Source organism: Frigoribacterium sp. CG_9.8 (genome assembly GCF_015751965.1).
Lineage (GTDB): Bacteria > Actinomycetota > Actinomycetes > Actinomycetales > Microbacteriaceae > Lacisediminihabitans.
In genome coordinates, this window is record NZ_JADOVH010000002.1 from 225,190 (window position 1) to 238,763 (window position 13,574).

Sequence of the window (13,574 nt, forward strand, 5' to 3'; positions counted from 1 at the left end):
TGGTCTTCGTCACGCGTAGGGGTTCAGCGCACGGTCAGCGCTTCGTCCATCAGGTCGATGAGTTCCTGCGCACTGCGTTTTGATGATCCCGTTGCCGGGCTCGCGGATGCGGGGCGCGACGCCACCGAGATGTCGCGGCCCGGTGTCAGTCGCTTCGCCAGCGCGAGGCAGATGAATGGCCAGGCACCCATGTTCTCCGGTTCCTCTTGGGCCCATACCAGGTCGGCATTCGGATACTGTGCGAGCACCACCGTCAGCTGCTCCTGGGGGAGCGGGTAATACTGCTCGATACGTACGAGTGCGACATCCGTCAGCTGGCGCTTCTCTACCTCGGCGAGCAGGTCATAGTGAATCTTGCCCGCGTGCAGCACGACTCGCTTGACGGCACTCTTGTCGGTGATCGCCGCGTCGTCGATTACGGGTTCGAACTTGCCAGTGGTGAACTCCGCGATCTCGCTCGTCGCGCCCCGCAGCCGAAGCATCGCCTTCGGAGTGAAGACGATGAGCGGGCGTCGTGGCCGGGCATAGGCCTGGCGACGAAGCAGATGGAAGTACGACGCGGGGGTCGACGGTCGCGCAACGGTCATGTTGTTCTCGGCGCACAGCTGGAGGTACCGCTCGATTCGAGCGGAGGAGTGGTCGGGCCCCTGTCCCTCGTAGCCGTGTGGCAGAAGAAGTACGACGCTCGAACGCTGGCCCCACTTCTGTTCGGCGCTCGAGATGAACTCATCGATGATGATCTGGGCGCCGTCGGCGAAGTCACCGAACTGTGCCTCCCACAGCACGAGCGCGTCGGCACGTTCGACAGAATAGCCGTACTCAAAACCCATCGCCGCATACTCGCTGAGGAGGGTGTCATAGATCCAGAACCGGGCCTGGTTGGCGCTGAGGTTGCCGAGGGGCAGCCATTCCTGCCCGTTGATGCGGTCGTGCAGAACGGCGTGTCGCTGCACGAAAGTGCCACGCCGGGTGTCCTGCCCGGCCATACGCACCGGTGTGTCCTCGAGCAGAAGCGAGCCGAGCGCCAGTAGCTCGCCAAAGCCCCAGTCGATCGATCCGCTTCGGCTCATCTCGGTGCGCTTCTTCAGCAGCTGCTGGAGCTTCGGATGCACCGCGAAACCGACCGGCGGATTGTCGTGGGCGTCACCGATCGTTGCGATCACGGCCTCGCTCACTGCCGTGGATGTCGGCTCGCCGCTGCGATCATCCTGCTGGGATGCAGGACGCTCGAGGTCGGCGACCGCATTGCCATCCGAGGTGATGATCGGCATCGAGCCGGTCTGCGCCGCGTGGGTTTCGGCGAAGGCGCGTTCAAGGCGATCCTGGAAGTCGGCGTGAGCTGCGTCGTACTCGTCCTGCGTGATGTCACCGCGGCCGATCAGAGCCTCCACGTAGAGCGCACGCACACTGCGCTTAGCCTCGATCAGGTTGTACATCAGCGGCTGGGTCATCGAGGGGTCATCGCCCTCGTTGTGCCCGCGGCGGCGGTAACAGATGAGGTCGATCACGACGTCGCGGTGAAACTGCTGGCGATAGTCGAAGGCGAGCTCGGCAACGCGGATGACCGCCTCAGGGTCATCTCCGTTGACATGGAAGATCGGGGCCTGGATGGTCTTCGCGACGTCCGTCGAATAGACGGATGTGCGCCCCTCACCCGGAGGAGTCGTGAAGCCAACCTGGTTGTTGATGTTCACGTGCACGGTTCCGCCGGTGCGGTACGCGCGCAATTGCGACATCTGCAAGATTTCAAAAACGATGCCCTGGCCCGCCATTGCGGCATCACCGTGCACCATCACCGGCAACACGTTGAATGTGCCGATCGGCTTGCGGTCCTGCTTCGCTCGAACGATGCCCTCGAGCACTCCGTCCACCGCCTCGAGGTGGGAGGGATTCGCTGCGATGTAGACCGGGATCTTCACGCCCTTGGCGCTGGTAAACGTTCCCTCGGTGCCGAGGTGGTACTTGACGTCGCCCGATCGCTGCACGGTGCGCGGATCCTGGGTGCCCTCGAACTCGCGGAAGATTTGGCCGTAGGTCTTGCCAGCGATATTCGTGAGCACGTTCAGACGGCCACGGTGGGCCATGCCGATGGCAACCTCGTCGAGGTTGGCCTCGGCTGCACCCTGAAGCAGTGCATCCAGCAGCGCAATCGTCGATTCCCCGCCCTCGAGGCTGAAGCGCTTCTGGCCCACATATTTGGTCTGGAGGAAGGTCTCGAAGGCTTCGGCCTCGTTGAGCTTGCCGAGGATGCGCAGCTGGTCGTCCTTGCTCGGCTTGGTGTAGACCTTCTCCACGTGCTGCTGGATCCAGGCCCGCTGGGCCGGATCCTGAATGTGCATGTACTCGATGCCGATCGTGCGGCAGTAGGAGTCGCGAAGTACGCCGAGGATCTCCCGCAGCAGCGCAGCCGGACGGCCACCGAATCCTCCCGTGACGAATTCACGGTCGAGGTCCCAGAAGGTGAGGCCGTGGCTGGCGATATCGAGGTCGGGATGGGTGCGCTGCTTATATTCCAGCGGGTCGACATCGGCCATGAGGTGCCCACGCACCCGGAACGAGTTGATGAGCTCCTGCACCCGGGCGGTCTTGCCGACCTGGTTGCCCAGATCCACATGGATGTCGCTGGCCCAATGGATGGGCTCATAAGGGATACGCAGGTCGGAGAAGATGCCCTGGTAAAAGTCGCGCTGGCCGATGAGCAGCTCGTGCACCTTCTTCAGGAACTCACCGGAACCGGCACCCTGGATGACGCGGTGATCGTAGGTCGAGGTGAGCGTGATCGTCTTGCCGATGCCGAGATCGGCGAGCGTTGTGAGTGCCATGCCCTGGAACTCGGCAGGGTATTCGAGCGCTCCGGCGCCGATGATCGCACCTGCCCCCTTCATGAGACGGGGTACGGAATGTTCGGTGCCGATACCACCCGGGTTAGTGAGGGAGATCGTGTTGCCGGCGTAGTCGGTGGCGGTCAACTTGTTGTTGCGCGCACGGCTGACCACGTCTTCGTAGGCAACGAGGAACTCCTGGAAGCCCATCGACTCGGTGTTCTTGATGCCGGGCACCAGTAGCGCACGGGTGCCGTCCGGCTTGGGCAGATCGATTGCGATCGCGAGATTGATATGAGCCGGTGAAACCACAGACGGCTTGCCGTCCACCTCGTCGTAGAACACGTTCTGGCTGGGAAACTCTTTGAGCGTCTGCACGAGAGCCCAGGCGATGAGATGGGTGAATGACACCTTGCCGCCGCGCGCGCGCTTGAGGTGGTTATTGATGACGATGCGGTTGTCGATCATGAGTTTGGCCGGGATGGTGCGCACGCTCGTCGCGGTTGGCACGGTGAGGCTGGCATCCATGTTCGCGGCAAGCGACTTCGACATACCTTTGAGCGGCGAGACGACATCCTGGGGCTCGTTAATCGCCGGATCCGTTGTCGCGACCGGCGCTGTTGCGGGGGGTGCTTCGGGTGCCTGCGCCGGGATCGGCTGCGGTTTCGGCTGGATCGAAGTAGTCCGCGCGATGGGCTGGCTACCCGTAGTGGTTGGCGGTTCCACCGGTGCATCCGGCTCGGCAGGAGCGGAGGGTGGAGTCGGGGCTGGGGCAGCGGAGGATGCCTCGATCGTGGTCCGGTGGTAGCTCTCGAGAATCGGCCACCACGACTCGTCTACCGAGTTACGGTCGGCGATGAACCGTTCGTACATCTCATCGACGAGCCACTCATTTGCTCCGAAATCGCCCGAAGACCCATCTTCCGATGCCACTCCGGTCACTTGGCTAGTCACAGCCGATCGCCCACTCTCTTTTTGAATCGCTGTACTTCTCACTGATTAACTCCGTGTTGCGGGCCGGTGGTGCTCGATGGCCGCAGACTAATCAAGCTTAATCGCATCTCTGCGCACAACCCAGTCAGCCGGTGAGGGATTACCGTATAGGCCATGGAGTTTTACGAGACGACACCCCGGCATGACCTCACCTATTCCGATGTCTTTCTGGTGCCGAGCCGGTCGGATGTCGGCAGCCGACTCGCAGTTTCGCTCACGCCAGCCGACGGTACCGGTGCCACCATCCCGATTGTGGCCGCGAACATGAACTCGGTGACCGGACCACGCCTCGCGGCAACCCTTGCTCGCCGTGGGGGACTCGGGGTGCTGCCACAGGATTTGCACCTGCAGGATCTGGATGCCGCGATCCGCTGGGTCAAGTCGCAATCGGCGGCCTTCGACATTCCGATTCTTCTTACCGAGAGCCAGACGGTGGCCGAAGCGCTGCGGCAGATCCCTCCGATCCGCAGCCACGGCGTCGTGATCACCGACGACCGCGGGGTATTTCTCGGGTGCATCCCGGCACTCCGACTCGGCACCGCACTTCCCGATGCCCGCCTCGGCGACCTGCTGCACGGCTCGCTCACGTCGATCGATGCCGACGATGTGGCGGATGCACGTGCCGCGTTCGACCTGATGGTCGCTGCCGACCTCGAATTTGCACCGGTATTGCACCACGGCGCCGTCGTCGGCACACTCAGCCGGACGAGTGCCCTGCGCTCCACCCTCTACACGCCGGCCCTCGATGCGAGCGGCCGGCTGCGGGTCGCCGCGGCAGTGGGAATCACCGGTGATGTCGCAGCCAAGGCTGCCGCACTCGCCGCGGCGGGAGTCGATGTGCTGGTGCTCGACACCGCTCACGGACACCAGGAGGGCATGCTGCGTGCCATCCGCGCGGTGAAGGCCCTCGGGCTTGGCATTCCCGTTGTGGCAGGCAATGTCGTCACGGCCGCCGCGGTGAAGGATCTCGTGGCCGCTGGGGCAGACATCGTCAAGGTCGGCGTCGGCCCCGGCGCTATGTGCACCACCCGCATGATGACGGCGGTAGGTCGTCCACAGTTCTCAGCCGTGCTCGAGACTGCAGAAACCGCACGGGAACTCGGCGCTCAGGTCTGGGCGGATGGGGGCGTGCGGTATCCGAGAGACGTGGCACTCGCGCTCGCTGCTGGGGCGTCATCGGTCATGATCGGATCCTGGTTCGCCGGCACGATCGAGGCACCGGGCACGCTCGAGACGGATGCTTCTGGCCTGCTGTATAAGGAGAGCTGGGGTATGGCTTCCACCAAGGCCGTGCACGACCGCTTTGACCGGCTCAGCCCCTATGAGCTTGCCCGTAAGACCCTGTTTGCCGAGGGCATTTCGTCATCGAAAATCTATCTCGACCCACTGCGCCCGTCGGTCGAAGATCTGCTCGACATGATCACGTCCGGCGTGCGCTCAGCGCTGAGCTATGCCGGTGCGGCGAATCTCTCGGAATTCCACTCGCGTGCGTTGGTGGGCATCCAGTCCGCTGCCGGTTATGAGGAGGGCAAGGCACTTCCGGTGAGTTGGTAGGCAGGTTATTTTTCGGCGCGGTCACGTACACTTATCGGAATAATGGACGACCCCCCTTTACGGAGACCTGCCCCTTGTACCGCCCGCGGTGACGCCCGTGTATGAGCTGGCAATGTTCGGTGTTGGCCTGCTGCTCACTGTCGGAACCGGTCTCTTCGTCGCCTCCGAGTTCTCTCTCGTAAACCTCAACCGGTCAGACCTCGAGTCCCGGGCGGCGCGCGGGGAGAAACGCCTTGGACTCACCATCCGTGCGCTCAAGATCACCTCGACACATCTCTCGAGTGCCCAACTGGGCATCACCCTCACGACTCTGCTTACCGGGTACACCATGGAACCGGCCATCGGAGGGCTTCTTGCAGCACCGCTCGCCGGGCTGGGACTGACCACCGAACTCGTCACGGTCATTGCATCGGTGTGTGCCATCGTCATCGCAACGCTCCTGTCGATGATCGTGGGTGAGCTGGTGCCGAAGAACTTCGCACTTGCGCTTCCCCTCGCCACCGCGAAGCTTGTGATCCCATTCCAGGTGGGATTCACGGCGGTATTTCGCCCATTCGTTGCGCTGCTCAATAACACCGCCAACGTCATCCTGCGCTCGGTGGGAATTGAGCCGAAGGAAGAACTCTCCTCCGCCCGAACCGCAGAGGAACTGCGCTCTCTCGTTCGGCGATCGGCTACGGAGGGGAGTCTCGACCGCGACACCGCAACACTGCTGGCCCGAACCCTTGTCTTCAGCCAGCACATCGCTACCGACGTGATGACGCCGCGGCCGCGAGTGTCGAGCGTCGACCGCACCGACTCTGCGTTTACCGTTATCGCTCTAGCCCAGAGCACCGGCTTCTCGAGGTTTCCGGTGATCGACGATTCGCTTGATGACGTGGTCGGACTCGTGCACGTGAAGCAAGCGGTAGCTGTGCCGCGGGAGAAGCGCGCGGATGTGCCGGTCTCGGCCCTGCAGTCCGGCGCGTTGCGCGTACCGGAGACGATGAAACTTGATGTGCTGCTCGGAGAGTTACGCGGACGGGGCTACCAGATGGCCGTCGTGGTGGATGAATACGGCGGCACCGCCGGTGTCGTCACGCTCGAAGACCTCGTGGAAGAACTCGTCGGAGAGGTCGCCGACGAACACGACCGCACTCTCGAGGGCGTCGTCCGTTCCCGGGACTGGATCACTTTTCCTGGAATGCTGCGCCCGGATGAACTTCTCGAACGGGCGGATGTCGCGATTCCGGAAGAGGAGCACTACGAGACGGTCGGTGGGTTCCTGATGAGCGAACTCGGCCGACTGCCGCTCGTCGGCGATACCGTGGCGGTAGAGGGCGGGGAGCTTCGAGTCGAGCGACTCGACGGTCGACGCATCGATCGCGTGCGGTACACGCCGACGGCTGACCCCGCGGTGATCCCCGGGGGAGCTTCCTCATGAGCGACACCTGGGGCATTGCCTGGCTGGTGATCCTGCTTCTGATCAATGGTTTCTTCGTCGGCGCGGAATTCGCCGTCATCTCGGCACGCCGGTCGCAGATCGAACCGCGGGCGGAGGCGGGCAGTCGTGCAGCAAAGTCGACGCTCTATGCCATGGAGCACGCCACGATGATGCTCGCCACCAGCCAGCTCGGTATCACCGTGTGTTCGCTACTCATCCTGAATGTGTCTGAACCGGCCATCCATCACCTGCTGGAGTACCCGCTCGCTCTCACGAATCTGTCCGACGATGCAATCGGCACGATCGCGTTTATCGTCGCGCTTCTCATCGTCTCGTTCCTGCACGTGGTGATCGGCGAGATGGTGCCGAAGAACCTGTCCTTCTCGGTGCCCGATCGTGCGGCGCTGATTCTGGCGCCCCCACTCGTCTTCATCTCGATGGTCTTCCGTCCGATCATCTGGGCGCTCAACGGGGCAGCGAACGGAGTACTTCGCCTGTTCCGGGTGGAGCCCAAAAACGAGGCCAACAGCGCCTTTACCGTCGACGAAGTGGCAATCATTGTGGCGCAATCCACCAGGGAGGGCGTGCTCACCGACTCCATCGGGGCGCTCAACGCGGCCTTCGAATTCAGCACCAAGAAGGTGAAGGACATCGCCGTGGGGATGCCCGACCTCGTGAGCCTGACGGAAGCTGCGACCCCGGCCGAAGTCGAGCGTGCCGTCGCACAGAACGGATTCTCCCGCTACGTACTCATCAACGATGAGGGCGAGCCAACCGGTTACCTGCATCTCAAGGACGTGCTCGACCTTGACGATGCTGGCGAATTCGACGAACCGGTGCCGCCGAAACGCATTCGCCACCTCATTTCGATCTCCCGTGGAATGGATCTCGAAGACGCCCTCGCCACCATGCGCGGCTCCGGGGTGCACCTCGCGCGCGTTTTCGACGACTCGGGTCAGACCCGAGGTGTGCTGTTCCTCGAGGACATCATCGAAGAGCTCGTGGGCGAAGTGCAGGATGCGACCCGCCGCAGCTGATCGGCGTGCGGCCAGGCCAGCTCAGTCCAGGCCAGCTCAGATCGGCCGGCTCAGTTCGGCCACTGTGCGCGGAGGTACTGGGCGGGCCAGTAGTCCAGCTCGATGCCGAGCTCATGGGCAGCGCGAAGCGGGAATTGCGGGTCGCGCATGATCCCGCGTGCCAGCATCACGGCATCCGCCTTGCCAGAGGAGATGATCTCTTCGGCCTGGCGGGCCTCGGTGATGAGGCCGACGGCGCTCACCTCGACCGACGAGGCGTGCTTCACGAATTCTGCGAATGGCACCTGGTAGCCGGGAGCAACCGGGATCTGTGTGCCGGAGACCAGGCCGCCGGTGGAGATATCGAAGAAGTCGGCACCGGCATCACGGGCCAGGTCGGCGACCGCCGCGGTCTGCTCCTGGTCCCAGCCGCCCTCGGCCCAGTCGGTGGCGGAGAATCGCACGAACAGTGCGGCATCCTCACCGGCTTCGGCTCGGACAGCGGCGATCACCTCGAGCAGGAGGCGAGCGCGGTTCTCGAGGCTTCCGCCGTATTCGTCGGTGCGAAGATTCGACAGCGGTGAGAGGAACTGGTGCAGAAGGTAGCCGTGCGCGGCATGGAGCTCAAGCACATCGAATCCCGCGTCGATGGAACGCCGGGTGGCTGCGGCGAAGTCGGCAACCACGCTGTCGATGCCAGCCCGGTCGAGCTCGGTAGGCACGGCATAGCCGGTGAAGGCCACGGCGGAGGGCGCGACGGCCGGCCACCCACCCTCGGATGCCGGCACACTTCCGCGTTCGGCAGCCCAGGGACGCCAGGTGGAGGCCTTGCGACCGGCATGAGCGAGTTGGATGCCCGCGACGGCACCCTGCGAATGAAGGAATTTCACAATGCGGGCCCAGGCGTCACGCTGCTCATCAGTATAAATGCCCGTGTCTTCCGGGGAGATACGACCCTCGGCGCTCACGGCGGTCGCCTCGGAGATGATGAGACCGGCACCGCCCTTGGCGAATCCACCGAGGTGCACGAGATGCCAATCGGTCGGAACACCGTCATGGTTCTGCACCGAATACTGGCACATCGGTGCGACCCAGAGTCGATTGCGCATCGTGACCGCGCGCACAGAGTAGGGGGAGAAGAGAGCGGAGGTCGGCATGGTCACCTGTCGGAAATCATCTGGAGGAAGCGGCGCAGACCGGCGGCTCCGACGAAATGGTGGCCGGTGATGCCGAGCGACACTGCGCCGTCCACGTTGACCTGCTTATTGTCGACAAAGACCATTTCGGCGCAGGTTATTCCGAGTTCGTGGGCCACCTCGAGATATATATCAGCCTCGGGCTTGAGCTTCAGCATCTCGGCGCTCACGAATATCCGCTCAAAAAACCGGGCTACCGGGGAGTACCGGGATCCACTGGCGAAATCAAAGCCGGCGTTCGAGAGCAGTGCGATGCGGGTCCCGCCGGCGTGCAGATCGGCGATGATCTCGAACACTTCCACGTCGATGCTGATCCACCCGGTGAAATCGGCGACCCAGAGCTCATGGATGCGTGCCTCTGACCACTCGGCGCCGGTATCGGCGGCAATCAGCTTCCAATAGTCGCGGATGCTGGTGGTGCCGCGGTCGAGACCGTCGCGGTGGGCGTCGTACGAGACCCGGAACAGCTTCGGATCCACCCCGACCCCGGCCACAGCCTCGAGCGCGGCGCGGGATGCCACGCTTGGTGACCGGGAAATTACTTCGCCATAGTCGAAAACGACGACTTTATCGGTGATGCTCAGGGCGCGTACGTTATCAATCACGTCTTCCAAACTATCGTGAGAGCCATGACTGCATTCACGCTGTGGACCTCGAGAGACTCCGCTGGGCTCATCGCTGTGCCAGTACCGGATGACGACAAATACTCCCGCGGAGTACTCGGCGTAGTCACCGGATCGACCGCGTATCCGGGGGCCGCGGTGCTGGCAGTGGATGCCGCGCTTCACACCGGTGTCGGCATGGTGCGTTATCTCGGCGATGAGCGGGCGACGACCCTCGTGCTGCAGCGGCGCCCTGAGGCGGTGACGGTCACCGGTCGCGTGCAGGCCTGGCTGGTCGGCTCCGGAATGGATGCCGTGCTTCGGAACACCGCCACCGCCGACCGGCTCGGAGCCGCGCTGGAATCCGGCCTCCCGATCGTGGTGGACGCGGGGGCGCTTGACCTTCTCGATCGCGCAACCGGTCCGGTGATCATTGCCCCGCACCTGCGCGAACTCTCGCGGGTGCTCGGTGAATCCACGACTGATCTTCTGCGCGACCCGGCGGAAGCGGCACGCCGCGCCGCCCAGACGCTCGGCGTGACCGTGCTGCTGAAGGGACACCGCACCTACGTTGCCTCTCCAGACGGCACCCGACTGGTGGCGTCATCCGCTCCGTCCTGGCTCGCGACGGCCGGTGCGGGCGATGCCCTTGGCGGCATCCTCGGAGCCCTCGTCGCCACCCACGCGCGTGCCATCGCCACCGACCCCGCACTGCTCGCCCGGCTCGGAGCCACCGCCTCGGTCATCCACGGGCTGGCCGCATCGCGAGCCAGCGCGGGTGGACCGCTCACCATTGTCGACCTCATCGAGGCGGTGCCGGCCGTGATCGCGGAGCTGCTGGCGTAACTCGATGGTCAGTGCATACCAGCAGGAGTGCAGTGGTGCAGGATGGCGCGGACAACGAATTGTTACCGGATACCCTTGCCATCATGACCCCGTCGGTGCTGCCTCGTTCGATCCTGCGCCGGCCGGTACCTGGCCGATTTGTTCTTGGCAACCCGATTCTGTTGTGGGTGGCCTTCATCCTCGTACACCTGTGGCTCGGGGCGCTGAACCTCTACGGCCCGGGCCTCCCACTCGGCGACGTCACGATCGTCTACAAGTTCTGGACCGATCAGGCGTTGCTGGCGAACTACTGGGTGGGTATCGACAGCTCATGGGTGTACCCGATTGTCGCGCTCGTGCCGATGCTCATCTCGCGCATTTTCGGAGCCGAGTCGATGCCGGGTACCTGGCTCGGCCTGGTGCTTGTGCTGGATATCGTGGCGTTCGGTCTTCTCACCGACTGGGGCCGCACCCGTCGAAACTCCGTGGTGGGCTGGTGGTGGGTGGCATTTCTCGTGTCACTCGGTCCGATCGCGCTTGGACGCATCGACTCGATTACTGTTCCGCTGGCGATCGTCGGAGTGCTGCTCGTGGCGACCCGTCCCCGGGCCGCATCGGTGATTCTCACCATCGCCACCTGGATCAAAGTCTGGCCTGCCGCGTTACTCGTGGCGATCCTCATCTCGGTTCGAGCGCGAACCCGGGTCATCGTCGGAGCGTCTGTCACGAGCGTGGGGATCATCGCGGTCGCACTGTCCCTGGGGGCCGGCTCACACGTCCTCAGTTTCGTGACGCAGCAATCCGTGCGCGGGCTGCAGGTCGAAGCGCCGGTCAGCACCATCTGGCTGTGGCGGGAGTTCGCAGGGGCCGCAAACAACTCCGTGTACTACGACCGCGGCATCCTCACCTGGCAGGTGCGCGGTGCGGGAGTCGAGCTCGCGAGTGCGCTGATGAACCCGCTCATGATTCTCGCCGTTTTCGCCATAACCGTGCTGGCCATCCTCGCCGTGCGCAATCGGGTCTCTGTCGCCGATCTGCTGCCTGCCCTCTCTCTCGCGTATATCGTGGCCCTTATCGCGTTTAACAAGGTCGGATCACCGCAGTACATCACCTGGCTCGCCGTGCCGGTGATTCTCGGCCTTGCAACCAATGCGGTCGGGAGGGGCCGTTCGTTTCGTACCCCAGCGATCCTGGTTCTGGTGCTCGCTGCCCTCACCCAGCTCATCTATCCGTATTTCTACGGCTACCTGCTGGGGCTCAACCCGGCCATGCTCAGCGTTCTGTCCGCCCGCAACCTGCTCTACTTCGTGCTGCTGGGCTGGGCGGTTGTCACCATCTGGCGGGCATCCCGCTGTCTGGCCGTTCGGTACCGATCGTGACAGGCTAATTGCGGGCGAATCGATCGTCCACAAGGTGTAGCCACCGATTTGAGGAGATCCCAATGCTCGTCGCTTTTTCCGTTGCCCCCAGCGGTGCGCCCGACGCGGATGATTCGGTGCACAACGCCGTCGCAGCGGCCGTGCGAATTGTGCGCGAGTCTGGACTGCCCAACCACACCGACTCGATGTTCACCACTATCGAGGGCGACTGGGACGAAGTCTTCGACGTGGTGAGGCGCGCAACTGAAGCGGTGGGCGCATTCGGCACACGAGTATCGCTTGTGCTGAAGGCAGATATTCGTCCTGGCCATACGGGGGAGCTCACGGGCAAGGTGGAGCGTCTCGAGCAGGCGATCGTCGCGCACGCAGTGAGCTGAGTCATCCGGCAGTGACCGGGGGTGCATGCTGAATGCCCCTACAGTGGAAGTCGGGATCGTCGTCGACGTACCCACCGATGCTCGACGGTGAGTGTGTCCCCCGTGAATCGAACGGTGTCGTCATCCAAGTGAAAACCCTCACCCCAGCCAGAACTCGCCTGGCCCTCCTCGCCCTTGCTCTCGGCGGATTCGGAATCGGATCCACCGAATTCGTCGTGCTCGGCCTGCTGCCGAATATTGCTCATGACCTGCTTCCGCAGCTCTATGCTCGTTCACCGGAGATCGCGAATGCCCAGGCCGGATGGCTCGCCTCGGCCTACGCCCTCGGCGTGGTGGTCGGCGCACCCACTATTGCCGCGTTCGCGGCGCGATTTCCGCGGAAGAAGCTACTGCTCGTGCTGGCAGCTGCCTTCACCATCGGCACGATGCTGTCGGCGGTACTGCCAACTTTCGGACTCGTGCTCGCGGCGCGTTTCCTTGCCGGACTCCCGCACGGCGCCTACTTTGGCATCGCGTCTCTCGTGGCCGCATCCCTGATGGGGCCTGGCAAACGCGGCGCGGGCGTCGCCTACGTGCTCTCAGGTCTCACGATCGCAAATGTCATTGGTGTGCCGGCCATCACTTTTCTTGGGCAGCAGGCCGGTTGGCGTGTGGCCTACCTCGCGGTCGCGGTCATCTTCGGGCTCACCTTTGTCGCGCTTGCCGTATTGGTGCCGACGCAACCGGGAGATGCATCAGCCACGATGAAGCGGGAGCTGACGGCGTTCGGGCGTTCACAGGTCTGGCTTACCCTGCTCACCGGTGCGATCGGCTTCGGCGGTTTCTTTTGCGTCTACACCTTCATTTCGCCGATCTCGACCGATGTCGCAGGTCTTCCTGCATCCCTGGTACCGATTGTGCTCGTGGTCGTTGGACTCGGCATGACCACCGGAAACCTCATCGGCGGGCGGGCCGCAGACGCTAACGTCGTGCGGTCGATTTTCTTCTTCTTCGCACTCTTCATCGTGTCGCTTACCGGACTCGCGCTCACCGTGCAGTCCCTACCAGGACTGGTCACATTCGTCTTCCTCGTCGGCGTGGCTGCCGCCGGCATCTCCCCCGCGATCCAGACCAGGCTGATGGATGTCGCCGGCGATAGCCAGACGCTCGCCGCGGCAGCCAACCACTCGGCCCTCAACATCGGTAACAGTCTCGGCGCCTTTCTCGGTGGGCTCACCGTCGCCGCCGGGTTCGGCTACGTCTCGCCGGTGTGGGTCGGTCTCATGCTGTGCGTGCCAGGGGTGGCCCTCGTGACCTGGAGCGTGCTGCTGCAGCGCAGCAGGGGCGGGTCTCTCGCGAGTCGGCGGGAGTCGCCCGTTGTGCCGCTCGGGGCCGAATAGGGTGGTCG

General features: G+C 63.7%; 10 protein-coding genes. 7 read left to right on the forward strand and 3 right to left on the reverse strand.

Annotated elements, in window-relative coordinates:
- Positions 1-23: 23 nt before the first annotated feature.
- Positions 24-3,776 carry a multifunctional oxoglutarate decarboxylase/oxoglutarate dehydrogenase thiamine pyrophosphate-binding subunit/dihydrolipoyllysine-residue succinyltransferase subunit gene (locus IWX88_RS05965; RefSeq protein ID WP_196828262.1) on the reverse strand — a complete coding sequence of 1,251 codons (3,753 nt, stop codon included), beginning with the start codon at positions 3,774-3,776 and terminating at the stop codon, positions 24-26.
- 153 nt (positions 3,777-3,929) lie between these two features.
- On the opposite strand from IWX88_RS05965, the gene IWX88_RS05970 reads away from it, so the two are divergent.
- From IWX88_RS05970 to IWX88_RS05980, 3 genes are all read left to right on the forward strand, one after another.
- Positions 3,930-5,369: a GuaB1 family IMP dehydrogenase-related protein gene (locus IWX88_RS05970; protein WP_196828264.1), complete on the forward strand. Its 1,440-nt coding sequence runs from the start codon at positions 3,930-3,932 to the stop codon at positions 5,367-5,369.
- 112 nt (positions 5,370-5,481) lie between these two features.
- Complete coding sequence (locus IWX88_RS05975) at positions 5,482-6,792, forward strand: hemolysin family protein (protein ID WP_196828912.1); 1,311 nt, start codon at positions 5,482-5,484, stop codon at positions 6,790-6,792.
- Complete coding sequence (locus IWX88_RS05980) at positions 6,789-7,829, forward strand: hemolysin family protein (RefSeq protein WP_196828266.1); 1,041 nt, start codon at positions 6,789-6,791, stop codon at positions 7,827-7,829. The genes IWX88_RS05975 and IWX88_RS05980 overlap by 4 nt, the downstream gene beginning before the upstream one ends.
- Before the next feature lie 50 nt (positions 7,830-7,879).
- Here the strand turns inward: IWX88_RS05980 and IWX88_RS05985 are convergent, their stop codons facing one another.
- Both IWX88_RS05985 and IWX88_RS05990 read right to left on the reverse strand, forming a co-directional pair.
- A complete protein-coding gene (locus tag IWX88_RS05985) occupies positions 7,880-8,965 on the reverse strand; it encodes an NADH:flavin oxidoreductase/NADH oxidase (RefSeq protein WP_196828268.1) in 1,086 nt (361 codons plus the stop codon).
- Positions 8,966-8,967: 2 nt separating this feature from the next.
- Positions 8,968-9,609 carry an HAD family hydrolase gene (locus tag IWX88_RS05990; RefSeq protein ID WP_370568200.1) on the reverse strand — a complete coding sequence of 214 codons (642 nt, stop codon included), beginning with the start codon at positions 9,607-9,609 and terminating at the stop codon, positions 8,968-8,970.
- 24 nt (positions 9,610-9,633) lie between these two features.
- Here IWX88_RS05990 and IWX88_RS05995 point away from each other — a divergent pair, with 24 nt between their 5' ends.
- The 4 genes from IWX88_RS05995 to IWX88_RS06010 all read left to right on the forward strand — a co-directional run bounded on the left by IWX88_RS05995 (position 9,634) and on the right by IWX88_RS06010 (position 13,566).
- Positions 9,634-10,452, forward strand: coding sequence for an ADP/ATP-dependent (S)-NAD(P)H-hydrate dehydratase (locus tag IWX88_RS05995; protein ID WP_196828270.1), 819 nt, complete (start codon positions 9,634-9,636; stop codon positions 10,450-10,452).
- A gap of 83 nt (positions 10,453-10,535) precedes the next feature.
- Complete coding sequence (locus IWX88_RS06000; RefSeq protein WP_196828272.1) at positions 10,536-11,810, forward strand: glycosyltransferase 87 family protein; 1,275 nt, start codon at positions 10,536-10,538, stop codon at positions 11,808-11,810.
- Between the two features lie 62 nt (positions 11,811-11,872).
- On the forward strand, positions 11,873-12,187 hold the full coding sequence (locus tag IWX88_RS06005; protein WP_196828274.1) for a thiamine-binding protein: 315 nt from the start codon (positions 11,873-11,875) through the stop codon (positions 12,185-12,187).
- 77 nt (positions 12,188-12,264) lie between these two features.
- Positions 12,265-13,566 (forward strand): MFS transporter, encoded by a 1,302-nt coding sequence (locus IWX88_RS06010; RefSeq protein WP_196828917.1) that lies wholly within the window; start codon positions 12,265-12,267, stop codon positions 13,564-13,566.
- Positions 13,567-13,574 lie beyond the last annotated feature (8 nt).